We start from the raw sequence: 23,875 nt of genomic DNA, 5'->3' as shown, positions 1-23,875 counted from the left end.
GGCGGTCAGGCGCCAACGGCTTCGAGCTCGGCTTCGATCGCCGCTTCGAGGCGCTCGCGCACCTCGGGGACGTCGATCTTGACCAGGATCTCGTGGAAGAACCCGCGCACGACCAGGCGCCGCGCGGCTTCTTCGGCGATCCCGCGCGACTGCAGGTAGAACAACTGCTCGTCGTCGAACCTTCCCGTCGCGCTCGCGTGGCCGGCGCCTTCGATCTCGCCGGTCTCGATCTCGAGGTTCGGCACCGAGTCCGCGCGGGCGCCGGGGGTGAGCACCAGGTTGCGGTTGAGCTCGTAGGTGTCGGTGGCCTCGGCCGCGGCGCGGATCAGGACGTCGCCGATCCACACCGTGTGTGCGCCTTCGCCCTGCAGCGCGCCCTTGTACATCACGCGCGACTTGCAGTTCGGCACCGCGTGGTCGACGAAGAGCCGGTGCTCCTGGTGCTGGCCCCGGTCGGCGAAGTAGACGCCGAGCATCTCGACGTCGCCGCCCTTGTCGGCGAACGTCGCGGTCGGCGAGACCCGCACGAGGTCGCCGCCGAGGGTGATCACGGTGTGCCGCAGCGCGGCGTCGCGGCCCAGCTTCAGGTGCTGCTCGGAGACGTGCACCGCGTCGTCGGCCCAGTCCTGGACGCTGACCACGGTGACCTTGGCGCCGTCGCCGATGACGAACTCGACGTTGTCGGCGTAGGTGCCGGAACCGACGTGGTCGAGCACGATGACGGCCTCCGCGAACGCCTCGGCGCGGACCTGCAGGTGCCCGTAGGCGACCTGGTCCTCGCCCGGCCCGTGGATGCGCAGCACCGACGGCTTCGACGCCTTGGTCTCCTTCGGCACCGTCACGACGGTGGCCTTGGTGAACGCCGAGTACGCCTGGGCGGCGATCCGGTCGCTCGGGACACCGGCGGCACCCAGCCGCTCGTCGTCCCGGCCGACGGTCTCGATCTTCAGCTCGGGCGCGGCCTCGACATCGATGGTGATCTCGCCGGTCGCGGTGGCGCTGCCGTCGTGAAGGCCGCGAAGGCGCTTCATCGGCGTGAAGCGCCAGTTCTCCTCGCGGCCGCCCGGGACCTCGAAGGCCTCGACGTCGTAGGAGGTGAAGCGCTCCGCGCGGGAGGCGGCCGGAATGACCGCCCCCTCGCGAAGAGCCTCGGAAACGTTGTTCTCGGTAACCGACATGACTAGCCGACGGACCCTTCCATCTGGAGCTCGATCAGGCGGTTCAGCTCGAGCGCGTACTCCATCGGCAGCTCACGGGCGATCGGCTCCACGAAGCCGCGCACGATCATCGCCATCGCTTCGGCCTCGTCGAGGCCGCGCGACATCAGGTAGAACAGCTGGTCTTCGCTGACCTTGGACACCGTGGCCTCGTGGCCCATCGACACCTCGTCGTTGCGGATGTCCACGTACGGGTACGTGTCCGAGCGCGAGATGGTGTCCACCAGCAGCGCGTCGCAGACGACGCTGGAGCGCGAGTGGTGCGCGCGCTTCGCCACGCGGACCAGGCCGCGGTAGGAGGTGCGGCCGCCGCCGCGCGCCACCGACTTCGACACGATGGTCGAGGACGTGTACGGCGCGAGGTGCTCCATCTTGGCGCCCGCGTCCTGGTGCTGGCCCTCGCCCGCGAACGCGACCGACAGGACCTCGCCCTTGGCGTGCTCGCCCATGAGGAACACCGACGGGTACTTCATCGTCACCTTGGAACCGATGTTGCCGTCGATCCATTCCATGGTCGCGCCCTCTTCGCACTTGGCGCGCTTGGTGACCAGGTTGTAGACGTTGTTCGACCAGTTCTGGATGGTCGTGTAGCGGCAGCGGGCGCCCTTCTTGACGATGATCTCCACGACCGCCGAGTGCAGCGAGTCGGACTGGTAGATCGGCGCCGTGCAACCCTCGACGTAGTGCACGTAGGCGTCTTCGTCGACGATGATCAGGGTGCGCTCGAACTGGCCCATGTTCTCGGTGTTGATCCGGAAGTAGGCCTGCAGCGGGATCTCGACGTGCACGCCCTTCGGCACGTAGATGAACGAGCCGCCGGACCACACCGCCGTGTTCAGCGCGGAGAACTTGTTGTCGCCGGCCGGGATGACCGAGCCGAAGTACTCCTGGAACAGCTCCGGGTGCTGCTTGAGCGCGGAGTCGGTGTCCAGGAACAGGACGCCCTGCTCTTCCAGGTCCTCGCGGATCTGGTGGTAGACGACCTCGGACTCGTACTGCGCGGCGACCCCGGCGACGAGGCGCTGCTTCTCCGCCTCGGGGATGCCGAGCCGGTCGTACGTGTTCTTGATGTCCTCGGGCAGGTCCTCCCAGGAGGTGGCCTGCTTCTCCGTGGACCGCACGAAGTACTTGATGTTCTCGAAGTCGATCCCGGAGAGGTCGGCCCCCCAGTTGGGCATGGGCTTCTTCTCGAAGAGCTTGAGCGCCTTCAGTCGCGCTTCGCGCATCCACTCCGGTTCGGACTTCTTCCCGGAGATGTCGGTGACGACATCCTCGTTCAGCCCGCGACGGGCGCTGGCGCCCGCCTCGTCGGAGTCGGCCCAGCCGAACGCGTACTTGCCAAGGGACTCGATGGTCTCTTCCTGGCTCAGTGGCGCGGTGGTGGGAGTGCGCTGCTCGGCAGCGGCAGTCATGCGGGTTTCCCTCCATTCGGGATCCGTGCTTCCTCCGGGGACCGCAGCGGGGCCGCCCTCGGAGGCTCTGTGCTTACCGGCTCGGGATGGGCCGGCTGACCCGCCGTGACGGGTACGTGGGTGGTGCACACGGAGTCACCGCGTGCGATGGTCGCCAGCCGCTGGACGTGGGTGCCCAGCAGCTTGGCGAACGCCTCGGTCTCGGCCTCGCACAGCTGCGGGAACTCCGCGGCCACGTGGGCGACCGGACAGTGGTGCTGGCAGAGCTGGGCCCCGGTGTTCTGCCCCGGCGCCTGCTTTTCGAGGGCACCAGCGCCGATCTGGCGGGTCGACGCAGCGTAGCCTTCCCTGCTCAGCGCGGTCGCGAGGGCCTCCGCGCGGGCCGCCGGATCACCCGGTGCGGTGATCGCGGAGCGGTGCGGGCCGACCAGCTTCTCGATGCGCTGCTCGGCGAAGGCGCGGACAGCGTCTTCCCCGGCGTGCTCGGCCAGGAAGCGGATGGCGGAGACGGCCAGGTCGTCGTAGGCGTGCCCGAAGCGGGCGCGGCCGGGCTCGGTCAGCAGGAAGAGCTTCGCCGGACGGCCCCGGCCCCGGGGTCCTCGCCGCGGCGCGTCCCGCGTCTCGGCTTCGCCATCCGCGAGAAGAGCGTCCAGGTGCCGACGGACGGCGGTGGGGCTGATCCCGAGCTGCTCGGCGACCACGACGGCGGTCATGGGACCCTGTTCCAGCAGCAGCCGGGCGACCTCCTGGCGGGTCTTGCCCTCGGCGCTGACCTGCGACGGAACGTGCGGGTGCAGGGCACGCGGCATGCCGCCGCCCGCCTGGTCACCCGCCTCCGTCTTTTTCACAACACAAGTGTGTCTTATTTCCCGCCGGTCGGCAAAGGCGGGGTGTCCGGCAGTGACCCGACTCACTCGGGGGCGGACCGATATCCTGCACGCGTGGCAGTGGGCGAACAGGACCAGCAAGTGGCACGGCTCGAAACCGGCAGTGCCCACCCGGTGACGCTCTCCCCGGTCCACCCCCGCGAACCGCTCCCCCTGGAGGCCGCCGAGCAGCGCGGGCTGGACGTCGTCCGCCGCTTCGGCACGGTCGGCTCGCTCTTCCTCGCGCTCGGCTCCCTCGGCGCCGGCGCCGCCCCGGTGATCAACCCGGTGCAGGAGATCCCGGTGCTGCGGCTGTTCACCCGGATCCCGACGGTCTCGCTGGCCATCGCCATCTCCGGGATGGGCATCCTGGTGCTGAGCTGGCTGATGCTCGGCCGGTTCGCCCAGCCCAGCCGCACCCGGCTGGCGTCGCAGGGCCAGCTCGCGCGCACCATCGCGCTGTGGGTGCTGCCGCTGCTGGTCATCCCGCCGCTGTTCTCCCGCGACGTCTACAGCTACCTCGCCCAGAGCGAGATCGTGCACCGCGGGATGGACCCCTACACCCTCGGCCCGGCGCAGGCCCTCGGCGTCGCGGACAAGTTCACCGCGGGCGTGTCGAACATGTGGCGGGAGACGCCGGCGCCGTACGGGCCGGTCGTGCTGCGCCTCGGCGGCTGGCTCGCCCCGCTGGCCGGCAACAGCATCGCGGTCGGCGTGCTGCTGCAGCGCGTGCTCGCGCTGGCCGGCGTGGTCCTCATCGTCTGGGCGCTGCCGCGGCTGGCCCGGCGGTTCGGCGTCCAGCCCGCGACCGCGCTGTGGCTCGGCGCCCTGAACCCGCTGCTGATCTTCCACTTCGTCGCGGGCGCCCACAACGACGCGCTCGCCGTCGGCCTGATGCTCGCCGGGCTGGAGGTGGGCATCCGGCGGCTGCCGATCCGGGTGAAGGGCGACACCCCGCCCCCGCTCGCGCGCGGGGAGCTGCTGTACATCGGGCTCGGCGTCGCGATCATCACCCTCGGCGTCGCGGTGAAGCTGCCCGCGGTGTTCGCGTTGCCGTTCTTCGCGGTGATGGTGGCCCGGCGCTGGCACGGCCGCCTCAAGGACCTGTTCGTGGCCGGCGTGCCGATGGCGCTGTGGTTCGGCGTGGTCCTGGTCGCCGTCTGCTTCGGCACCGGGCTCGGCTTCGGCTGGTTCGGGGCGACGTTCAACACCCCCGGCCTGGTCCGCTCCTGGATCTCCCCCACCGCCGAGCTGGCCAACCTCTCCGGCGTCCTCGGCATCGCGCTCGGGCTGGGCAACCACACCGACGCGCTGGTGCCGATCCTCGGCGTGCTCGGCTACCTCGTCGCCGTCGGGATCACCGTCAAGTTCCTGTGGGACAGCTTCAAGTGGCGCTACCGGCCGATCATCGGGCTCGGCGTCTCGATGGGCGCGGTGATGATCCTGCAGATCAACCTGCAGCCCTGGTACGTGCTCTGGGCGGTGATCCCGCTCGCCGCCGCGGCCGGGACCTCGCGGTTCCGGGTGGCGGCGGCGGTGCTGTCGGCCGCCCTGCCGTTCCTCCTCCCGCCGACGGGCAGCACCTTCGACGGCCGCCCGTACGTGCTGCCGTTCGCCTACGTCGCGGCGATCGTCGTCTGTGGCGGCGGGATGCTGATCGTGCGGCGGCTCGCTCCCGTGTTGCTCTCCAAGCCGTCCCCGCGGGTGCCCGAGCCGGTCGACGCCGTATCGTGACCCGATGTGAGTGTCCCTGCCGTCGAGATCAGCGGGCTGGTCAAAAGCTACGGCTCCACCCGCGCGGTCGACGGCTTCGACCTGCGGATGGAGCGCGGCAGCCTGCTCGCCCTGCTCGGCCCGAACGGGGCCGGCAAGACCACCACCGTCGAGATCTGCGAAGGCTTCCTCCGCGCTGACGCCGGTTCGGTGCACGTGCTCGGCCTCGACCCGGTCCGCGAGTCGGCCGAGTTGCGTCCCCGCGTCGGGATCATGCCCCAGGGCGGCGGCGCCTACCCCGGCGTCCGCGCCGACGAGATGCTGAACCTGGTCGCCTCCTGCGCCGCCACCCCGCTGGACCCGGCGTGGCTGCTGGACGTCCTCGGCCTGGCCTCGGTGCGGCGGACGCCGTTCAAGCGCCTCTCCGGCGGCCAGCAGCAGCGGCTTTCGCTGGCGTGCGCCCTGGTCGGGCGCCCGGAGCTGGTGTTCCTCGACGAGCCGACCGCCGGGATGGACCCGCAGGCCCGGCGCCTGGTGTGGGACCTGCTGGGCGCGCTGCGCGCCGACGGCGTCTCGGTGCTGCTGACCACGCACCTGATGGAGGAGGCCGAGGCGCTGGCCGACACGGTGGTGATCATGGACCACGGCAAGGTCGTCGTGTCCGGCGCGCCGCAGTCGCTGACGATGGACGAGACGGGCAACGCGGGGCTGCGGTTCAAGGCCCGCACGCGGCTCGACACGGCCCTGCTGACCGCGGCGCTGCCGGAGGGTTACGCGGTGCGCGAGTCGGCGCCGGGGACGTACGTGGTGGTGGGCTCGGTCGACCCGCAGGTGGTGTCGACGGTGACGGCGTGGTGCGCGCAGCAGGGCGTGCTGCCGGAGGAACTGCAGGTCGGCAAGCGGACCCTGGAAGAGGTCTTCCTGGAGCTGACCGGACGGGAGCTGCGGGCATGAGCGTGTTCGAGCCCGGCGTGTTCACCCCGGCGCCCGGCCGGGGGTCCCTGGGCCGGATGTTGCGCACGCACGCGCGCGTCGAGGTGAGCCTGACGTTGCGCCACGGCGAGCAGGTGCTGCTGACCCTGTTGATCCCGCTGGCGTTGCTGATCGGGCTGTCCCTGCTGGACATCCTGCCGGCGTCCTCGCTCGGCTCGACGTCCAAAGTGGACTGGATCACCCCCCGCATCCTGGCGCTGGCGGTGATGTCCTCGGCGTTCACCGGCCAGGCGATCGCCCTCGGCTTCGACCGGCGCTACGGGGTGCTGAAGCGCCTCTCGGCGACGGCGTTGCCGCGCTGGCTGCTGGTGGCGGGCCGGCTGGCGGCGGCGCTGGTGGTCGTGGCCCTGCAGTCGGTGATCATCGGCGTGGTGGCGGCGTTCCTGGGCTGGTCGCCGTCGCTGTCCGGGCTTTTGTCGGCCTTGGTGCTGCTTGTGTTGGGGACGCTCGCGTTCGGTGCGCTGGGTGTGCTGCTGGGCGGCGCCCTGCGGGCGGAGGCCGTGCTGGCGCTGGCGAACATCGTGTGGTTCGCCCTGCTGCTGGCGGGCGGCATCCTGCTGGCGCCGTCTTCCCTGCCCTCGGGGCTGGCGCGCGTGGTGGAGCTGCTGCCGTCGGGCGCACTGGCGGAGGGGATGCGAGCGGCGCTGGTCGACGGGGTGTTCGCGCCCGGGCCGATGGCGGTGCTCGCGGTCTGGGCGGTGGTCGCGGGCGCGGTGGCTTCGCGGACGACGAAGCTCACCTGAGGTCCTGTGTGGACGGGTAAAACCGACCTCACGCCCCCGGGACGTTCCTGAGACGGTTCTCCGGTCCGGTTCCGTGCTCTGAGGGGGCAATCGAATGGTTTCGAAAACGCGCGTCTTCCTGATCATGCTGCTGCTGCTCGTGGTGGCGATCGGGATGATCGTCCTCCTGGTGAAGCTGGACGCGGGAGCGTTCTGGATCCGGACGGTCCCGCTGGCCGTGCTGGGCTTCGGCGCCGTCTTCGCGCAGTCGATGGGCTGGTTCCGGAAGAAGGTCGAGGAAACCGGGTGACCTTGGTCCCTTGCGCCGGCTGAGCGGTTCTGGGCGCCGGGACCTGCCGAAAGCGGGTTTTCCGCGCGCTCTACCATCGATGCCGTGCCGTTCACCAGCCTCGTCGCCCGTCTGCCGTTTCCGTCCGCCGCCGTGCAGCGGGCCGTCGGGATCGCCGCGGTCCTCGCGCAGGCGCTGATCGGCGTCACCGGGTCCATCGTGCGCGTCACCGGGTCCGGGCTCGGCTGCCCGACCTGGCCCCAGTGCGTCGCCGGCAGCCTCGTGCCGAAGCACGACTCCGGGATCGACGCGCTCAACCAGTGGATCGAGTTCGGCAACCGGCTGCTCACCGGCGTCGTCATCATCGTCGCCGCCATCGCGGTCGTCACGGCGTGGCGCGTGCAGATCGACCACCCCGGCCGCAAGCGCCTGGTCAAGCTGGCCTGGACGATGCCCGGCGGCGTCGTGCTGCAGGCCGTCGTCGGCGGGCTCACCGTGCTCGCGAAGCTGGAGTGGTGGACTGTCGCCATCCACTTCCTGGCGACGACCCCGCTCGTCTGGCTGGCCGTCCTGCTGCTGCGCGCGTTCCACGAAGGCGACGAACCCGCCCGGCCGCTGGTCCCGGCGGCCGGCCGCACGATCCTGGTCCTGCTCGCCGCCGTGATGTGGCTGGTGCTCGCGGCGGGTACCACGGTGACCGGCGCCGGCCCGCACAGCGGCGACATCAACACTCACCGCCTCGACGCTCCGGTCGAGACGCTCGCCCAGGTCCACGGCGGGCTGCTGGTGCTCTACCTGCTGCTGCTCGCGGTGTTCGGCCTCCAGCTGCTGCGCGTCGGCGCCCCGAAGAGCCTCTGGCGGCGCTACACGGTGGTCTGGGTGGTCGCCGTCGCGCAGGGAGGTCTCGGTTCGCTGCAGTACGCGCTGGGCGTACCGGAGGCGATGGTGTCGTTCCACGTCCTGGGCGCGATGGCGGTCATCGTCGCGACGGCGTCCCTGTGGACCGGCAGCCGCGACCGCGGCCCGGTGACATCGCTGACAGCGGCGCCCCGGGAACTCACGGCCGCCTGACGTCAACGCGGGCTTAACTCCGCGTCGGCGTGCCCGTCCCGGCCGTGTATTACTGTTCGCGCCATGACGTCGCGCACCGCGCCCAAGCCGCTGATCTCCCACCGCCGCGGCACCGGCGAGATGATCGTGCTCAAGACCTTCCTGCTGGTGCCGTTCGCGGCCCTGCTCATCGCGGTCCCGCTGGTGTGGGGCTGGGGCATGAGCTGGATCGACCTCATCCTCGCGGCGGCGTTCTACACGTTCGCAACGCTCGGGGTGACGGTCGGCTTCCACCGGTACTTCACCCACGGCGCGTTCAAGGCGTCGCGTCCCCTGCGGGTGCTGCTGGCCATCGCGGGCAGCATGGCGGTGCAGGGCTCGGTGATCTTCTGGGTGGCCAGTCACCGCCGCCACCACGCGTTCGCCGACCGCGAGGGCGACCCGCACTCGCCGTGGCTGTTCGGCACTTCCCCGTCGGCCCTGCTGCGCGGCTTCTGGCACGCGCACATGGGCTGGATGTTCGGCCGCGAGGTGACCAACGCGGACCGCTTCGCCCCCGACCTGGTGGCGGACCCGGACGTCCGCTGGGTGAACCGGTACTTCTGGCTGTGGATCACGTTGAGCCTGGCCCTGCCGGCGGTCCTGGGCGGCCTGATCTCGTGGTCCTGGTGGGGCGTGGTGACGGCGTTCTTCTGGGCGGGCCTGGTGCGCATCGCGTTCCTGCACCACGTGACGTGGTCGGTGAACTCGGTCTGCCACTTGATCGGCGAGAGGCCGTTCGCCAGCCGCGACAAGGCGGCGAACTTCTGGCCGCTGGCGTTGCTGTCGATGGGCGAGTCCTGGCACAACTCCCACCACGCGGATCCGACGTGCGCCCGGCACGGGGTGCTGCGGGGGCAGGTGGACGTTTCGGCGCGGGTGATCTGGGCGTTCGAGCGGTTCGGGTGGGCGACCGACGTGCGGTGGCCGCGAGCGGACCGGCTGGCCGCGAAGCGGGCCTGAGTTCGGTCCCGCCATTCACGGACGGTAACCTTCTTCGGCAGACAGTCAACTGCTGCAGACCTGCACAGTCACATAGAGGGAGAGAGCGCGTGGAGCATCACGACCACGCTGGCGGAGGCGGCGGCGAAGGCGGCGGCAACACCGGCAACTGATCTGGCCCTGTGCCAGCTCTCTCCAGGGAAGGATATGAAGCCACGTTGGCGTGACGTGGCTTCATTCTCTTCACCCCCGCGGCCAGCTGAAGGCGATCCCGTACTCTTCGCGCGGGTGGCAGCAGGCCTCGAACGTGTGCTGCACGAACCCGTTGCCGACATCGAGCAGGCGCGAGCTGCCCGCCGGCGGCCGGCGCAGTCTCTCGACTTCCAGCTGCTCCGCGTACCACCAGCAGGCTTCGGGCAAGCACTCGGCGTCGAAGGCCACCCGGATCGTCAGCCCGGCTTCCCGCACCCCGTGGTGATCGATCTTGACGTTGATCCACTTCCGCTCTTCGTCGAGGTTCACGTCGACCGCTTCCGAGCTGAACTCGTGGGAGTCGTTCGACCGCAGTTTCCGCCCGAAGCACAGCCTGGCCGTGGAAGGCTCGTTCGGGTACCTGCCGGGCAACACGTCGAGGCGGCAGTTCCACAAGGCCGTGACGGGGATGTCGGCGAGGTTTCCCGACCAACCGGTCAGCGCATGGACGTCGTACCCGTCGACTCCGTCCTCGCAAGCGACGATGTGACGCTCGGTGATCCGGCGCAAAGCCGTTTTCCGGTGCATGACGACGGTGACGATCATCCGCTTCATGAACACCGGCTGCGCCCCTTCGGAAGGAGCGCGAAACCCTTCCGTGCCCTTGTTCCCGGGCAGCGTTCCCACCGTGGCCGACTGCCCGATGCCGACGTAGGGCAGCCAGCCCGCCCCCGCGATCCGGCCGAGCTTCCGCGCCACGGCGGCGCTGAGCATCTCGAGCGCGCCGGCCCAGGCTTTGTTCATCGGCGTGTTCGACAGCGGCTCCCGGCTCCCGAAGAGCCCGCGAACCTTGGCCAGCTGCCGGAATCGATCTTGGAGGGTGCCGGCCCAGTTCGCGCTGCCTGCCGGTACCGGCGGGAGCCGGAACGCGGCCAGCAGGACGAAATGCTCCCGCGGTTCCACGACCGACCCCAGCTTGTCGATCTCGTCGACGAGCAGCCCCCAGATCGCCCACGCGCGCGATGCCGGCGTGGCCCCCGGTAACGAAGCCGTCGGATCCACCAGGCAGCCCAGCGAAGTGCCGGAACCGGTCGCCGAGGATTCGGCCGCCCGGCGCAACGCGCCAAGCAGATCCCCGTCACGGCGCCTGGCCAGCGACGCCAGCGCAGCCTTTTCGGGCGACTCCTCCAGTACCCCCGGCGAAGATCGAAAATCCGCGGAAAAGTCCGGCAAGAAGAAACACCTCCGCACCACCAAAGATCATTTCCGGTTACCGCTCTCCCGTGCCACACTGAAACAGCAGCGTACTAGTACACCATAGAGAGGGGTAGTACAGCGGGCAAAGAAAAGGCCGATTTCCGAGATTCGGGAAAAATGATCAAAGCGGGTTTCGCCGGGATCGGCGGGCTTTACGTGCTCACCGGTTCCGTGACCGTAACCTTGATCGGCGCCGTCGTCGCCCTCGCGCTCGCCGTGGTGCAGCACGCCGCGCGATGACTAAGCCAGCTGCTGCCGCACCGCCGAAGCGAACCGCGTCGCCGCGGCCGGGTCCGCCTGGCGGAAGCCCAGCGACGGCTCGGTCAGCTCCAGCTCCAGCAGCAACGGCTTCCCGTCCGCGCCGCGCACCAGATCCACCCGCGCGTACAACAACTCCGCCCGCAGGATCCCCAGCAACGCCGATGCCGCGTCGAGGACGTCCTCCGCCACGGCCACGGCGTCCGCGGGAGGCGAGGCGGGCGCCAGCTTCTCCGACAGGTACAGCCCCGAGTCGTCCATTGTGGACCCGAGCATCGCGCCCTTCGTGAACGCGTGCGAATAGACCCCGCCCAGGTACACCAGGGCGAGCTCGCCGGAAGTGTCCACACTGGACTGGTACGGCTGGATCAGCGCCGGGTGCCCCTCGGCGTGCAACGCCGCGACGTGCGCGGAAGCGTCCGCTCCCCCGGCGAACCGGGCCGCACCCCGCGAGCCCGCCCCTACAGCTGGCTTCACCACGAAGTCCGAGGAAGGAAACGACGCCGGCGAACCAGGCGAAACCAGCGAAGTCGGCACCACCGGCACGCCCGCGTCGAGCAGCTCCACCAGGTACGACTTGTCCGTGTTCCACCGCACCACCGCGGCGGAGTTGAACAGCGACGGCACCGACTCGCACCACGCCAGGAACTCCGCCCGCCGAGCCGCGTAGTCCCAGGTCGCGCGCAGGATCACCGCGTCAGCCGAAGAAAAGTCGGCCGGAGCGTCCCATGGCGCCCACGAGACCGCAAAGCCCAGCGAGGACAACGCGGGCACGACGGCGTCGTCGTCGCCGTCACCCGAAGGGAGTTCCGCGCAGCCGACCAGGATCGCGGTGGGGCTCACTTGCCCGCCATCTTGCGGCGGTGCTCCGCGCCGATCTTCGTCTGGTTGACCGTCTCCGCGTCCCAGGAAGCCGCGTCGAGGTCCTCGACCGCCTCGATCAGGGCCTCGCCGGTCGCCACCGAGGGCACCACGACGTCCCCGAGCGCGCCGTCCGCGCCGACCAGGACCACGCGGGCGCCCGCCCGGCCGATGTTCTCCACCACCGCGCGGGACGGCTTGCCGTGCGCCTTCACGAACTTGCGGGCCGCGCCCAGCTGCGCGCTGGTCGGCGATACGACAGTCTCTTCCGAAGTCACGTCCCGAACGATAACCAAGAACCGGCCGGAACGCGGAACAGCGTGGCGTCGGCCATAGTTGCACCCGGGAGAACCGACCCGAGGAGGACCCATGCCCACCGCAGTGCAGGTGACGAAGACCGGGGGCCCGGAAGTGCTCGAACCGGCCGAAGTGGACGTCCGCGCCCCGCAGGCCGGCGAACTCCTGGTCGACGTCGCCGCGGCCGGGGTCAACTACATCGACACCTACCAGCGCCAGGGCACCTACCCGATGGAGCTGCCGGTCGTGCTCGGCCTCGAGGGCGCCGGCACGGTCGTGGAGGCGGGTGCCGACACCGGCTTCGCACCCGGCGACCGCGTCGCCTGGCAGGGCTCGATCGGCAGCTACGCGGCCCGCAAGCTCGTCCCCGCGTCGGTGGCCGTCAAGGTGCCCGAGGGTGTGTCCCTGGAGACCGCGGCCGCGATCATGCTGCAGGGCATCACCGCGCACTACCTGGTCGCCTCCACCTTCGAGGTCAAGCCGGGCCACGACGTGCTCGTCCACGCGGCCGCGGGCGGCGTCGGGCTGCTCCTGGTCCAGCTGGCGAAGGCGCGCGGTGCCCGCGTCATCGGCACGGTGTCGACCGAGGAGAAGGCGAAGCTCGCCCGCGAAGCCGGCGCCGACGAGGTCATCCGCTACGATCGCGACGACTTCGCGAAGATCACCCGGGAGCTGACCGGCGGGGAGGGCGTCGACGTCGTCTACGACGGCGTCGGCAAGGACACCGTCGACGGGAGCCTGGCCAGCCTGAAGGTCCGCGGCCTGCTCGCGCTGTTCGGCGCCTCGAGCGGCCCGGTGCCGCCCCTGGACCCGCAGCGCCTCAACTCCGGCGGCTCGCTCTACCTGACCCGCCCGACGTCCGGGCACTACACGCGCACGCGGGAGGAAATCGACTGGCGGTCGAAGGAGCTGTTCGACGCCATCCTCGCGGGCGAGCTGAACGTCCGCATCGGCGGCAAGTACGCCCTGGCCGACGCCCGCAAGGCCCACGAGGACCTGCAGGGCCGCCGCACCACCGGCAAGCTCCTGCTCATCCCCTGACGCACCGAAGGCCGCCCCGGGGAACCCCCGCGGCGGCCTTCGCGCAGGCGCAGGTCAGGCGGCCCCGACCGCCACGGCGTCGGTGACGAACACCAGCGTCTCGTTCGGCTTCATGCCGTTGCCGCCCTCGCCGTAGGCCAGGTCCGGCGGGATGATCAGCAGCCGGCGGGCGCCCTGCTTGATGCCCGCCAGGCCCTGGTCCCAGCCGGGGATGACCTCGCCCGCGCCCAGGTTCAGGTCGAACGGCTTGCCACGGTCGAAGGAGCTGTCCAGCTTCTGCTTGTCCGACCACGTCACCAGCAGGTAGTTCATCTGGAGCTTCTGCCCGGTCTTGGCGGGGTCGCCCGTGCCGTCGGACAGGTCCTTCGTGATCAGCTTCTTCGGCGGGTCGCAGTCGTCGGGGATGGTGATCGTCGGCACCTCGCCGAACTTGCCCGTCGTCTTGACGTCGTCCGCCGTGCACTCGCGGCCCTTGCTCTGCGGCGCCGGCGCGGCGCTCGAGGACGGGACGGACGGCCCCGCCGGAGCGGCCGACTGGGTCTTGGCCTGCTGGCCGCACGCGGCCAGCGACAGCGCCGCCACGGCGGCGACCACGATCTTCCCGATGTTCTGCATGCCGGGCACCCTAGCCAAGCACGGAGAGTGCCGGAACATCGTCACCGGTCCGGATCACGCCGAGCCGCCGGGTCGCCCGCGTCAGGGCCACGTACAGGTCGTTGAGGCCCCGCGGCGAGCCCGCGACGACCTCGTCCGGCGCGACCAGCACCACCGAGTCGAACTCCAGGCCCTTCGACCGCTCGACCGTCAGGACGCTCAGCCGCTCGTCGTGGCCGGCGAGCAGCGCCGACACCGCATCGAAGCGGGCCGCGGGCACCAGGACCGCCACCGTGCCACCGTCCACTTCGGACAGCTCGCGCGCGGCCAGCCCGGGCAGCTCCGCCGCGAGGTCCCCGGCCCGCACCGACCACGGCGGCACCCCGGTTTCCCGCACCGACGACGGCACCGACAGCCCTGGCGAAACCTCCGCGAGCACCCGCGCCGCAACGGCCATGATCTCGGCGGGCGTGCGGTAGTTCACCGTCAGCTGCTCCAGCCGCCAGCGGTCCTCGACGTAGGGCGAAAGCACCTCGCCCCACGACCGCGCCCCGCCCGCCGCGCCGGTCTGGGCCACGTCGCCGACCAGGGTCATCGACCGGTTCGGCGTGCGCCGCATCAGCAGCCGCCAGTCCATTGCCGACAGCTCCTGCGCCTCGTCGACGATCACGTGCCCGAACGTCCAGGTCCGGTCCTGCGCGGCCCGCTGGGCGGCGGTCAGCTCGCTGCGCGCCTGCTGGCGCTCGGCGAACAGCTCGGCGTCGAGGACGTCGGAGACGCGCAGCAGCTCCTCGTCGATGATCTCTTCGTCCTGCTCCAGGATGTCCAGGACGCCTTCGGCGTACGCGCGATCCTCCCGCTCACGGCGTTTGCGCTCGACGCGGGCCTCGGTGTCGTCGACGCCGATCAGCTCGGCGAGCTCGTCGAGCAGCGGCACGTCAGCCGGCGTCCAGCGGGCGTCGCGGCCGCTTTCCAGGAGCGCGAGATCCGCTTCCGGCAGCAGCTTGCGCGCGGCGCTGTCGAGCCGTTCGCGGTCGGCGAACAGGTCGTCGAGCACACCTTCCGGGCTCAGCACCGGCCACAGCGAGTCGAGCGCCGCCGCGATGTTCTCGTCCGCGGCCAGCTCGGCGCGGATGTCGGCCAGGTCCTGCCCATCGAGGAGGTCCTCCCCCAGCCTGCGGGCAGCCTGGCGGGTCAGCGCGTCGAGGACGTCGGAGACGAACAGGCGCCGCGCCGGGTTGTGCGGGCGCCGCGAACGGCGGGCCCGGGTACGGGCGTCGGTGCAGGTCTTGCGGTCCAGCCGCAGCACGTCGTGCTCGTACTCGATCTCCAGGACCGGCTCGGGCACGCGCTGGCGGTCGCGGACGGCGTTGGCCAGCACGTCCGCCATCACCAGCCGGCCCTTGACCTCGGTCGCTTCGCGCGGCTCGACGCCGTCGGCGGTGAGGCCGGGGTAGAGCTGCCCGATGGTGGCGAGCAGCACGCCGGTCTCGCCGAGCGAGGGCAGCACCTGGCCGATATAGCGCAGGAACGTGCTGTTCGGGCCGACGACCAGCACGCCGCGGGTGGTGAGCTGCTGGCGGTGCGTGTACAGCAGGTAGGCCGCGCGGTGCAGCGCGACGGCGGTCTTGCCGGTGCCCGGGCCGCCCTGCACGACCATCACGCCGCCGAGGGGGGCGCGGATGATGCGGTCCTGCTCGGCCTGGATGGTCGCGACGATGTCGCTCATCTCGCCGGTGCGCCGCTGCTCCAGCGCGGCCAGCAGCGCGGCTTCGCCGGCCAGTCCGAGGTCCTGGCCCTGGTCGGCGGCGGTGAGGTCGAGGATCTCGTCGTCGAAGCCGGTGACCTTGCGGCTCAGCGACCGCAGGTGCCGTCGCCGCCGCACCCCTTCGGGTGACGCGGCGGTGGCCAGGTAGAACGGCCGCGCGACCGGCGCGCGCCAGTCGACCAGCAGCGGCTGGTAGTCGTCGTCTTCGTCGAACAGCCCGAGCCGGCCGATGTAGGTGGTCTCCTCGGCGCTGCCGGGGACGAAGTCGAGCCGTCCGAAGGCGAGGCCCTGCTCGACGGAGCCGAGCTGGGCGAGCCGGTCGGTGTAGAGGGTGGTGGCGACGTCCCGTTCGGTGCGGGCCTGCGGGGTGCCGCCGGTCTGCCGCAGCGTCTCGTCGAGGCGGCGCTGGGCTTCGAGGCGCTCGGCGTCGAGCTTCGAGTAGAGGGTGGTGACGTACGCCTGCTCGCGGGCGAGCTCGGCGGAGAAGTCGTCCGAGGAGACGGACAAGAGCATCCTGCTTTCGCCTCAAGGAAAGGGCCAGCAGAGTTTAACGGCCCCGGCCCCGGGATCATTCCGGCCCGAGGCCGCAGTACGGGTAGACCTCGGTGCGGGAGTCGTCGGCGCCGGCGGGGGCGCCCACGGAGGGGATGACCCAGGTCTCCCGCTCCCCGGGTGAACACGACGAGCCGGCCGCAGGCTGCGGCTCGACGACGACGTCGTGGCCGTGCGTGTCCCGGAACGTGAGCGGCGCGCCGGCGGGGCCGCTGTCGCCCCCGGCGATCCGGCCGGTGCGGTCGCGGAAGATCGCGGCGGTGGCGCGGTGGTCGAGGGCTCGGCAGTTCGCGGACGTCTCCCGGTAGTGGACGTCGATGTAGCCGGGGTTGTCCGGGTAGAACCGCTTGCTGCGGACGTAGGTCGCGGTCACCGGGGTGAGGCTTCCCACGGCGGCCCGCGGCAGCCAAGCGTTCGGCCCGGCGCCCGCTTCGGTGTCGATCACCTGGGTATTCCGCCGGTAGGCGCCCGTCCCGGCACCGATCCGCCGGCCGGGCAGGAGCAGCGGGATCTCGACGCTCAGCTCACCCGCGGTGGTTTCGGGCAGCTCGTGGTGCGCGGCGTCGAAGAGCCGGAACCGCACGGGAATCCGGTACGCGACGTCGGCGCCGGTGTTCTCCACGACGGCCCCGAGGCTGACCAGGCCGGACGGGTCCTGGCTGAATCCCTGCTCGACCACCTTGATCAGCCCGGACGTGACCGCCGGCGAACTCACGGGGAGCCGGCCGGGGATGTCACAGGGCTGGTCCGCGGCGGGTCCGCCGGTCCACGGCAGCTTCCCGCCGGCGACGAAGACGAGGGCGCCGAGGAGGATGATGGTGCCGATGATCGCCGCCAGCCGGTTCCGGTTCATCCGTAGAACCGTTTCCTGAGCTCGCTGACCTTCGCCAGGTACTCCCGGATCAGGAGGGTGACGGCCTCCTTGGCGCGCGCCGCGAACTCTTCTTCGGCCAGCTCCCGGACCGTGCCCGGCCCGATCTCCACCGAGATCTCCTGCATACCCACGCAGGTCAGGGAGATCCGGCCGTCGCTCGACCTTCCACCGGCCTCGATCTTCGACCGTTCGTCGAGGAACTCGTCGTCCCGGTCGTCACGCGGTGTGATGTCGAGGGCGGATTCGTCGATCGCCGCCCGGTACTGCCGCAGCCAGCCCGCGTACACCAGGCGTGCCAGGGCCGCCAGGGAGCGCTCGAGCCCCCGCTCATCGGCGAAGCCGTAGACGCTTTCGCCGAACGTGATCGTGACGTTCGTCCGGTCGCGCAGTTCGGCCTCGATGTCGGTACCGGGTGCTCGAACCCGGACCCGGATGCCATCGAGCCGGTCGGCGAGTCTTCCCATGATCCCGCTCCCTCAGTTCGAATCGCCGAGACCGCTGCCGCCGGTGATCTTGTCGTCCGGCACCGACGCGAGAGCCGGACGGGCGGAGACGAAGTACGAACCGTGCTCGCCGAGCAACTTCGTGATGCCGGTGATGTGTTTCGTGATCACCGCCTCCGCCTTCTGGACCACCTGCGTGAGCTGATCGATCGCCGCTTTCATCGAGTTGACGATCTGCAGCGCGGACTCACCGCCGCCTTTCGGGGGATCCGACAAGCTGTCGGGCGGCAGGGTCGCGCCGACCTGCGCCGCCGCACCGATCACTTGCAACAGCAGCGGAGCGGCGACACCGTCCGTCGCCACGGTGAGGACGGCGGCGGCGGTGGCACCGATCGAAGACAACACGGTGAAGGACACGTTCCACGTGTTCTTGTCACAGCACTTGTTGTCGAACGCGTCCATGGTGGCGTGCGCGATCTTGTCGATGTCGTCCCGGGTCTTCGCCCACATCGCCTGGTGGGCCTCCAGCGCTGCTTTGAGGATCGCCGTGAGGATGAACTGGTTGGCCGAAATCGCCGGGAACGGGTCGAGGAACTTCTGCTTGAACTGCATCGCTGCCTGTCCCGACCAGTCCTGGAGGTAGTCGCCCGCCGTGTGGATCTTCTCGAGAGTCGGATTGGCCAGGTAGGGGTTCTTGTCGATCGGGTCCTGGTCGATGTGCCCGCCGGACAGGTCGTGCATCGCGGCGGACAAATCGTCGATCATCGGCTGGTAGCCGGCCGGATCGGGAACGCGAGAGAACGGTTTGAACAGGGGTTCGACCACTTGCTCGTAGTAGCCGTCGACACCTTGCCGGGCGTACTCCGGCTCGGTCTCGTGCTCGTCCAGGGCGCGTTTGATCGCCAGGAACTTGATTTCACTGGCGTGGGCCATCAGCTCGTCGAAACTCACCGTCACCGTCCCGGGGTGGGCTCGCCGCGTTCCGCGATCAGCTTGTGCAGCTGGTCCGCGGCGGTGCGATCGGTCGTCGCGTACATCTCGGCGGCCTTGGCCAGGGCCGTGGCCGTGTCGTTCAGATTGGCCTGGGTGTCCGTCAGGAACTTCGCCGCCGCGGCGTGCAGTTCGACCCAGGCCGCGTGCACCGGCCCGAGGGCGGCTCCGCCGAAATGGCCGGGTCGCGTCATCGCGCCGTCCAGCCCGGACCTCGCCCGGCCGTACTTGGCGACGACGTCGCCGTACACAGCGGCAACAGAGGGCAGATCGTCCTCGGCGACCACGAGCATCCGATACAGATCGGCGGCAAGGTCGACACCGTGATCAGGCATGGCACCCTCCCCGAGTAAGCCCGACCACGGCAGTCTCTCACAGTGTCCGTGGATGTACTCAGGGTTTCGGAATCAGGCTCCGGGCAGATCGCAGTACGGGTGGACCTCGCTGCCGGGCCCGAGCACCACCGGCAGCACCCGCTCCCCCGGCGCGCACGAGACACTCGCGGGCGGCAGCCGCTCGCCTCCGGTGAGGTGCCCGGCGGTGTCGCGGTGCAGCACGGCGGCCCCGCGGCTGGTGAGCGCGCGGCAGTTGGCCGAGCGGTAGCGGACGCCACCCGGCACGACCTCGGCGGTCACGGGCGTGAAGCCGCCCAGCGCCTCGGGTGCGAGCCAGATCACCGGGCCGGGGGTGGGCCGGTCGAGCGCGACGCCGATCCGCTGTCCCGGCGTGAGCACCGGCACCTCGACGGTCGTCGAGCCGGACGTCACGGGGATGCGGTAGGCGGCCAGGGTGCTGGTGTTCTCCAGGACTGCGGCGCCCGGCCCCTGCTCGGCGACGCGGACGGCACCGCCGTCGGGTGCCGGGCCCGGGACGGCGTCGACGTGTTTCGGGATGGTGCAGCCGCCGGTGAGCAGGCTCTCGTCCAGGGCCGGGAGCTTCCCGTGGCCGAGGAGGACCAGCAGGCCCAGGACGACGACCGCGGCTATCGCGGTCCCGATCCGTCTCAGAACGGCAGGCCGAGGGTCGGCAGGCCGATCGCCGAGTCGACGGCCAGGGCCACGAACACGATCATCAGGTACGTGTTCGACCGGTGGAACAGCGCCATCGGCTTGGTCTCTTCACCCCGCCGCACCGCGGCCTGCAGGCTGTGCGCGTAGAAGAGGAACCAGCCGCCCGCCAGGATCGCGAACGTGCCGTACAGCCAGGACGTCACCGGGAGCAGCAGCAGCGTCCACGCCACCATCACCCACGAGTAGATGACGATCTGGCGGGCGACGTGCTGGGCGGTGGCGACCACCGGCAGCATCGGGACGCCCGCGCGCTCGTAGTCGTCGCGGTACTTCATGCCCAGCGCCCACGTGTGCGGCGGGGTCCAGAAGAAGATCACGCCGAACATCACGAACGCCGGCCACTGCACCGTGCCGGTGACGGCGGCCCAGCCGATGACCACCGGCATGCAGCCGGCCGCGCCGCCCCAGACCACGTTCTGTGACGTGCGCCGCTTGAGGCCGAGCGTGTAGACGAAGATGTAGAAGAGGATCGTCGCGATCGCCAGGATCGCCGAGAGCAGGTTCACCGTGAGGTAGAGCACGACCGCCGAGGCGACGCCCATCACGAGACCGAAGATCAGCGCGCCGCGGCGGGGCACCGAGTCCTTCACCAGCGGACGGCGCTTCGTGCGGTTCATCACCTTGTCGATGTCCGCGTCGATCACGCAGTTGAGCGCGTTCGCGCTGCCCGCGGCCATCGTCCCGCCGACCAGCGTGGCGAGGACCAGCCACGGCGAGGGGATCTGACGGCCGGCGAGGAACATCGCCGGGATGGTGGTCACCAGCAGGAGCTCGATCACCCGCGGCTTCGCCAACGCGGCGTAGGCACCGACGACCCGGCGGATGCTTCGCCGATCACCGTGCGGTCGTTCACCGGTCGGGTGCACGGCGCTGGTGTCGTCACTGCGTCCGTGCGCAGCGTTCACCGGCGACATTTCACTCCCTGCGTCAGGTTCGGGCGGGTCCTTCCGGAAGGCCGTGGTGGAACGCCGGTCTGAACCCTCGAACGATGTTAGACGTGGTGAATCCCGTGGGTGATCGCGGGTCCTCGACCGGCCCAAGCACTAGGCTGGCCGCGACGGACCGCGATTGCCCCTGCGCATGGCCGCGAGCAGGAATATCGTCCCTTCGGGATCGATTGAGATAAGCAGCCGCGTGTACGGGTAACCGGAACGAGGAAGACCAGCCGCAACCATCATGACCGGGAGTTGGAGTTCAGTGTCCGAAACCGCCACTACCAGCGAGAACAACCCACTCCTCCGGCGCAACACGCCCGCCGACTGGACCGACACCGACACCCGCGCCGTGGACACCGTGCGGGTGCTCGCCGCGGACGCGGTGGAGAACTGTGGCAGCGGCCACCCCGGCACCGCGATGAGCCTGGCGCCGCTGGCCTACACGCTGTTCCAGCGCGTCATGCGCCACGACCCCAACGACCAGCACTGGCCGGGCCGCGACCGGTTCGTCCTCTCGGCCGGCCACTCGAGCCTCACCCTCTACATCCAGCTGTTCCTCGCCGGCTACGGCCTCGAGCTCGAGGACCTCAAGCAGCTGCGCAAGTGGGGTTCCAAGACCCCGGGGCACCCGGAGTACCGCCACACCGACGGCGTCGAGACCACCACCGGCCCGCTCGGGCAGGGCCTGGCCAACGGCGTGGGCATGGCGATGGCGGCCCGTCGCGAGCGCGGCCTGCTGGACCCGGACGCGGCGCCCGGCGAGAGCATCTTCGACCACCACATCTTCGTGATCGCCTCCGACGGCGACATCGAAGAGGGCGTCACCTCCGAGGCCTCGTCCATCGCGGGCCGCCAGGAGCTGGGCAACCTGATCGTCTTCTACGACGACAACAAGATCTCGATCGAGGACGACACCAACATCGCGCTGTCCGAGGACACCGTGAAGCGCTACGAGGCCTACGGGTGGCACACCCAGGTCGTCGAGGGCGGCGAGGACGTCGTCGCGATCGAGGAGGCCATCAAGGCCGCCAAGGCCGAGACGCAGCGGCCGTCGTTCATCGCGCTGCGGACCGTGATCGGCTACCCGGCCCCCAAGAAGATGGGCACCGGCAAGGCGCACGGCGCCGCGCTGGGCGCCGAAGAGGTCGCCGCGGTCAAGAAGATCCTCGGCTTCGACCCGGAGCAGTCGTTCCAGGTCGAGGACGACGTGCTCAAGCACACCCGCCAGGCGGCCGAGCGTGGCCGGACCGCGCACGCCGAGTGGCAGGAGAAGTACGAGGCCTGGGCCGCGGCCAACCCGGAGCGCAAGAAGCTGGGCGACCGGATGGCCACCCGCACCCTGCCCGAGGGCTTCGCCGACAACCTGCCGAAGTGGGAGCCGGACGCCAAGGGCATCGCCACCCGCAAGGCCTCCGGTGAGGTCCTCAGCGCGCTGGCCGAGCCGCTGCCGGAGCTGTGGGGCGGCTCGGCCGACCTGGCCGAGAGCAACAACACGACGATGAAGGGCGCCGACTCGTTCGGCCCCGAGAAGGCCGCCACCGACATGTGGCAGGCCAACCCGTACGGCCGGACGCTGCACTTCGGCGTCCGCGAGCACGCCATGGGCTCGATCCTCAACGGGATCGCGCTGCACGGCGGCACCCGCCCGTACGGCGCGACGTTCCTCATCTTCTCCGACTACATGCGCCCGCCGGTCCGGCTGGCCGCGCTGATGAAGGCGCCGGTCACCTACGTCTGGACGCACGACTCGATCGGCCTCGGCGAGGACGGCCCGACGCACCAGCCGATCGAGCAGCTCTCCGCGCTGCGCGCGATCCCGGGCCTCAACGTCGTCCGCCCGGCGGACGCCAACGAGACCGCGTACGCGTGGAAGGCGGTCCTGGAGGACATCCACCACCCGTCCGGCCTGGCGCTCACCCGCCAGAACGTGCCGGTGCTCGAGGGCACCAGCGCCGAGGGCGTGGCCAAGGGCGGGTACGTCCTGGCCGACTCCGACGGAACGCCGGACGTGATCCTGATCGCCACCGGCTCCGAGGTCCAGCTCGCCGTCGAGGCGAAGAAGACCCTCGAGGCCGACGGCGTCAAGGCGCGCGTCGTCTCGATGCCGTGCGTCGAGTGGTTCGACGCGCAGGACGCGGCCTACCGCGAATCCGTCATCCCGGCCGCCGTGAAGGCCCGCGTGTCCGTCGAGGCGGGCATCGCCCAGTCGTGGCACCGCTTCACGGGTGACGCCGGGGTGAACGTTTCGATCGAGCACTTCGGCGCCTCCGCCGATGCCGCCACACTGTTCCGTGAGTTCGGGTTCACCGCGGAAGCCGTCGTCGAGGCCGCGCGCCGCTCGATCGCCAACACCAAGAATTCCTGAAGGGGATGACAGTAATGAGCAACGACAAGCTCGCGGCACTGTCCGAGGCCGGTGTCTCCATCTGGCTCGACGACCTCTCGCGTGAACGCCTGAACACCGGCAACCTGGCCGAGCTGATCCGCGACAAGCACGTCGTCGGCGTCACGACCAACCCGACGATCTTCGCCAACGCGATGTCGAAGGGCGACGCCTACGACGAGCGCACGCGGGAACTCGCCGCCCAGGGCGCCGACGTCGAGGCCACCATCCGCGACCTGACGACGACCGACGTGCGCAACGCCGCCGACCTGTTCCGCGACGTCTACACCGCCACCAACGGCGTCGACGGCCGCGTCTCCATCGAGGTCGACCCGCGCCTGGCCAAGGACTCCGACCGGACCGTGGCCGAGGCGCAGGACCTGTGGAAGACCGTGGACCGGCCGAACGTGCTGATCAAGATCCCGGCCACCGAAGAGGGCCTGCCGGCCATCACCAAGACCCTGGCCGAGGGCATCAGCGTCAACGTCACGCTGATCTTCTCCGTCGAGCGGTACAAGGCGGTCATCGACGCCTTCTTCGCCGGTCTGGAGCAGGCGAAGGCCAACGGCCACGACCTGCGCGGGATCCACTCGGTCGCGTCGTTCTTCGTGTCCCGGGTGGACACCGAGATCGACAAGCGCCTGGACGCGATCGGCACCGACGAGGCCAAGGCCCTGCGCGGCAAGGCCGCCGTCGCCAACGCGCGGCTCGCCTACGCGGCCTTCGAGGAGCGCTTCTCGACCGACCGCTGGAAGGCCCTCGCGGCCGACGGCGCGAACGCGCAGCGCCCGCTGTGGGCCTCGACCGGCGTGAAGAACCCGGACTACTCCCCCACGCTCTACGTCGACGACCTCGTGGTGAAGGACACCGTCAACACGATGCCGGAGAAGACCCTCGACGCGGTCGCGGAGCACTCCGAGCTCAAGGGTGACCAGGTGACCGGCCGCGGCGCCGAGGCGCAGGAGGTCTTCGACAAGCTCGAGGCCGTCGGCATCGACATCACCGACGTGTTCCTGGTGCTCGAGAACGAGGGCGTCGAGAAGTTCGAGAAGTCGTGGACCGAGCTTCTGGACACCGTGAACGGGCAGCTCGAGAAGGCGAAGGGCTGACGCACGAC

The 23,875-nt window shown here is 70.4% G+C and carries 24 protein-coding genes; 10 read left to right on the top strand and 14 right to left on the bottom strand.

The annotated features are described in order from the left end of the window. Positions 1-5: 5 nt before the first annotated feature. From sufD to ISP_RS14895, 3 genes are read right to left on the bottom strand one after another with little or no spacing between them, the layout of a single operon-like run. Entirely contained in the window at positions 6-1,178 is a 1,173-nt protein-coding gene (gene sufD / locus ISP_RS14905; protein WP_013224698.1) for a Fe-S cluster assembly protein SufD, read from the bottom strand. A gap of 2 nt (positions 1,179-1,180) precedes the next feature. After that, entirely contained in the window at positions 1,181-2,629 is a 1,449-nt protein-coding gene (gene sufB / locus ISP_RS14900; protein ID WP_013224697.1) for a Fe-S cluster assembly protein SufB, read from the bottom strand. Next, entirely contained in the window at positions 2,626-3,438 is an 813-nt protein-coding gene (locus ISP_RS14895; protein WP_176742174.1) for a helix-turn-helix transcriptional regulator, read from the bottom strand. Before ISP_RS14895 ends, sufB begins: the two co-directional genes overlap by 4 nt. Before the next feature lie 159 nt (positions 3,439-3,597). Between ISP_RS14895 and mptB the strand changes: the two genes are divergently transcribed. From mptB to ISP_RS14865, 6 genes are all read left to right on the top strand, one after another. Then, complete coding sequence (gene mptB / locus ISP_RS14890) at positions 3,598-5,229, top strand: polyprenol phosphomannose-dependent alpha 1,6 mannosyltransferase MptB (RefSeq protein ID WP_013224695.1); 1,632 nt, start codon at positions 3,598-3,600, stop codon at positions 5,227-5,229. A 6-nt stretch (positions 5,230-5,235) separates the two neighbouring features. Beyond that, positions 5,236-6,162: an ABC transporter ATP-binding protein gene (locus ISP_RS14885; protein ID WP_013224694.1), complete on the top strand. Its 927-nt coding sequence runs from the start codon at positions 5,236-5,238 to the stop codon at positions 6,160-6,162. Beyond that, positions 6,159-6,944 carry an ABC transporter permease gene (locus tag ISP_RS14880; protein WP_013224693.1) on the top strand — a complete coding sequence of 262 codons (786 nt, stop codon included), beginning with the start codon at positions 6,159-6,161 and terminating at the stop codon, positions 6,942-6,944. Before ISP_RS14885 ends, ISP_RS14880 begins: the two co-directional genes overlap by 4 nt. Before the next feature lie 94 nt (positions 6,945-7,038). Next, positions 7,039-7,233 carry a hypothetical protein gene (locus ISP_RS14875; RefSeq protein ID WP_013224692.1) on the top strand — a complete coding sequence of 65 codons (195 nt, stop codon included), beginning with the start codon at positions 7,039-7,041 and terminating at the stop codon, positions 7,231-7,233. Positions 7,234-7,317: 84 nt separating this feature from the next. Next, the gene (locus tag ISP_RS14870) at positions 7,318-8,283 is read left to right on the top strand and encodes a COX15/CtaA family protein (RefSeq protein ID WP_013224691.1); all 966 of its coding nucleotides are present in this window, start codon (positions 7,318-7,320) and stop codon (positions 8,281-8,283) included. A gap of 63 nt (positions 8,284-8,346) precedes the next feature. Beyond that, complete coding sequence (locus ISP_RS14865; protein ID WP_013224690.1) at positions 8,347-9,264, top strand: acyl-CoA desaturase; 918 nt, start codon at positions 8,347-8,349, stop codon at positions 9,262-9,264. Positions 9,265-9,486: 222 nt separating this feature from the next. Here the strand turns inward: ISP_RS14865 and ISP_RS14860 are convergent, their stop codons facing one another. Then, a complete protein-coding gene (locus ISP_RS14860; protein WP_230468785.1) occupies positions 9,487-10,668 on the bottom strand; it encodes a hypothetical protein in 1,182 nt (393 codons plus the stop codon). Positions 10,669-10,809: 141 nt separating this feature from the next. On the opposite strand from ISP_RS14860, the gene ISP_RS14855 reads away from it, so the two are divergent. Continuing rightward, entirely contained in the window at positions 10,810-10,932 is a 123-nt protein-coding gene (locus tag ISP_RS14855) for a hypothetical protein (RefSeq protein ID WP_014466873.1), read from the top strand. Here ISP_RS14855 and ISP_RS14850 read toward each other — a convergent pair whose 3' ends face one another. Together ISP_RS14850 and ISP_RS14845 are read right to left on the bottom strand one after the other, a co-directional pair. Continuing rightward, on the bottom strand, positions 10,933-11,793 hold the full coding sequence (locus ISP_RS14850; RefSeq protein ID WP_013224688.1) for an ATP-grasp domain-containing protein: 861 nt from the start codon (positions 11,791-11,793) through the stop codon (positions 10,933-10,935). Beyond that, the gene (locus ISP_RS14845; RefSeq protein ID WP_013224687.1) at positions 11,790-12,089 is read right to left on the bottom strand and encodes a hypothetical protein; all 300 of its coding nucleotides are present in this window, start codon (positions 12,087-12,089) and stop codon (positions 11,790-11,792) included. Before ISP_RS14845 ends, ISP_RS14850 begins: the two co-directional genes overlap by 4 nt. Before the next feature lie 91 nt (positions 12,090-12,180). Between ISP_RS14845 and ISP_RS14840 the strand changes: the two genes are divergently transcribed. Further along, positions 12,181-13,149, top strand: coding sequence for a quinone oxidoreductase family protein (locus ISP_RS14840; protein ID WP_013224686.1), 969 nt, complete (start codon positions 12,181-12,183; stop codon positions 13,147-13,149). Positions 13,150-13,203: 54 nt separating this feature from the next. On the opposite strand, the gene ISP_RS14835 is transcribed toward ISP_RS14840, so the two are convergent. The 8 genes from ISP_RS14835 to ISP_RS14800 all read right to left on the bottom strand — a co-directional run bounded on the left by ISP_RS14835 (position 13,204) and on the right by ISP_RS14800 (position 20,354). Continuing rightward, positions 13,204-13,764, bottom strand: coding sequence for an FKBP-type peptidyl-prolyl cis-trans isomerase (locus ISP_RS14835; RefSeq protein ID WP_013224685.1), 561 nt, complete (start codon positions 13,762-13,764; stop codon positions 13,204-13,206). Between the two features lie 10 nt (positions 13,765-13,774). Continuing rightward, positions 13,775-16,024 carry a HelD family protein gene (locus ISP_RS14830; RefSeq protein WP_014466871.1) on the bottom strand — a complete coding sequence of 750 codons (2,250 nt, stop codon included), beginning with the start codon at positions 16,022-16,024 and terminating at the stop codon, positions 13,775-13,777. Between the two features lie 55 nt (positions 16,025-16,079). Further along, a complete protein-coding gene (locus tag ISP_RS14825) occupies positions 16,080-16,916 on the bottom strand; it encodes a hypothetical protein (protein WP_013224683.1) in 837 nt (278 codons plus the stop codon). Next, complete coding sequence (locus tag ISP_RS14820; RefSeq protein WP_013224682.1) at positions 16,913-17,401, bottom strand: hypothetical protein; 489 nt, start codon at positions 17,399-17,401, stop codon at positions 16,913-16,915. The genes ISP_RS14825 and ISP_RS14820 overlap by 4 nt, the downstream gene beginning before the upstream one ends. 12 nt (positions 17,402-17,413) lie before the next feature. After that, positions 17,414-18,337, bottom strand: coding sequence for a hypothetical protein (locus tag ISP_RS14815; protein ID WP_013224681.1), 924 nt, complete (start codon positions 18,335-18,337; stop codon positions 17,414-17,416). Further along, complete coding sequence (locus tag ISP_RS14810) at positions 18,334-18,705, bottom strand: type VII secretion target (RefSeq protein WP_013224680.1); 372 nt, start codon at positions 18,703-18,705, stop codon at positions 18,334-18,336. The genes ISP_RS14815 and ISP_RS14810 overlap by 4 nt, the downstream gene beginning before the upstream one ends. Positions 18,706-18,777: 72 nt before the next feature. Further along, a complete protein-coding gene (locus tag ISP_RS14805) occupies positions 18,778-19,137 on the bottom strand; it encodes a hypothetical protein (protein ID WP_013224679.1) in 360 nt (119 codons plus the stop codon). A gap of 236 nt (positions 19,138-19,373) precedes the next feature. Continuing rightward, on the bottom strand, positions 19,374-20,354 hold the full coding sequence (locus tag ISP_RS14800; RefSeq protein ID WP_013224678.1) for a heme o synthase: 981 nt from the start codon (positions 20,352-20,354) through the stop codon (positions 19,374-19,376). A gap of 283 nt (positions 20,355-20,637) precedes the next feature. On the opposite strand from ISP_RS14800, the gene tkt reads away from it, so the two are divergent. After that, positions 20,638-22,740, top strand: a complete 2,103-nt coding sequence (gene tkt, locus ISP_RS14795) for a transketolase (protein WP_013224677.1) — start codon at positions 20,638-20,640, stop codon at positions 22,738-22,740. 14 nt (positions 22,741-22,754) lie between these two features. Next, positions 22,755-23,867: a transaldolase gene (gene tal, locus ISP_RS14790; RefSeq protein WP_013224676.1), complete on the top strand. Its 1,113-nt coding sequence runs from the start codon at positions 22,755-22,757 to the stop codon at positions 23,865-23,867. Positions 23,868-23,875 lie beyond the last annotated feature (8 nt).

This window comes from Amycolatopsis mediterranei (assembly GCF_026017845.1).
GTDB classification, from domain to species: domain Bacteria; phylum Actinomycetota; class Actinomycetes; order Mycobacteriales; family Pseudonocardiaceae; genus Amycolatopsis; species Amycolatopsis mediterranei.
This window is presented reverse-complemented; position numbering and strand designations above follow the sequence as displayed.

What these genes read in the sequence shown, in the direction of transcription:
- sufD (WP_013224698.1), bottom strand. Translation starts at nt 1,178, where the DNA reads ATGTCGGTTACCGAGAACAACGTTTCCGAGGCTCTTCGCGAGGGGGCG.
- sufB (WP_013224697.1), bottom strand. Translation starts at nt 2,629, where the DNA reads ATGACTGCCGCTGCCGAGCAGCGCACTCCCACCACCGCGCCACTGAGC.
- ISP_RS14895 (WP_176742174.1), bottom strand. Translation starts at nt 3,438, where the DNA reads ATGCCGCGTGCCCTGCACCCGCACGTTCCGTCGCAGGTCAGCGCCGAG.
- ISP_RS14880 (WP_013224693.1), top strand. Translation starts at nt 6,159, where the DNA reads ATGAGCGTGTTCGAGCCCGGCGTGTTCACCCCGGCGCCCGGCCGGGGG.
- ISP_RS14875 (WP_013224692.1), top strand. Translation starts at nt 7,039, where the DNA reads ATGGTTTCGAAAACGCGCGTCTTCCTGATCATGCTGCTGCTGCTCGTG.
- ISP_RS14865 (WP_013224690.1), top strand. Translation starts at nt 8,347, where the DNA reads ATGACGTCGCGCACCGCGCCCAAGCCGCTGATCTCCCACCGCCGCGGC.
- ISP_RS14855 (WP_014466873.1), top strand. Translation starts at nt 10,810, where the DNA reads ATGATCAAAGCGGGTTTCGCCGGGATCGGCGGGCTTTACGTGCTCACC.
- ISP_RS14840 (WP_013224686.1), top strand. Translation starts at nt 12,181, where the DNA reads ATGCCCACCGCAGTGCAGGTGACGAAGACCGGGGGCCCGGAAGTGCTC.
- ISP_RS14835 (WP_013224685.1), bottom strand. Translation starts at nt 13,764, where the DNA reads ATGCAGAACATCGGGAAGATCGTGGTCGCCGCCGTGGCGGCGCTGTCG.
- ISP_RS14830 (WP_014466871.1), bottom strand. Translation starts at nt 16,024, where the DNA reads ATGCTCTTGTCCGTCTCCTCGGACGACTTCTCCGCCGAGCTCGCCCGC.
- ISP_RS14825 (WP_013224683.1), bottom strand. Translation starts at nt 16,916, where the DNA reads ATGAACCGGAACCGGCTGGCGGCGATCATCGGCACCATCATCCTCCTC.
- ISP_RS14820 (WP_013224682.1), bottom strand. Translation starts at nt 17,401, where the DNA reads ATGGGAAGACTCGCCGACCGGCTCGATGGCATCCGGGTCCGGGTTCGA.
- ISP_RS14810 (WP_013224680.1), bottom strand. Translation starts at nt 18,705, where the DNA reads ATGCCTGATCACGGTGTCGACCTTGCCGCCGATCTGTATCGGATGCTC.
- ISP_RS14800 (WP_013224678.1), bottom strand. Translation starts at nt 20,354, where the DNA reads ATGTCGCCGGTGAACGCTGCGCACGGACGCAGTGACGACACCAGCGCC.
- tal (WP_013224676.1), top strand. Translation starts at nt 22,755, where the DNA reads ATGAGCAACGACAAGCTCGCGGCACTGTCCGAGGCCGGTGTCTCCATC.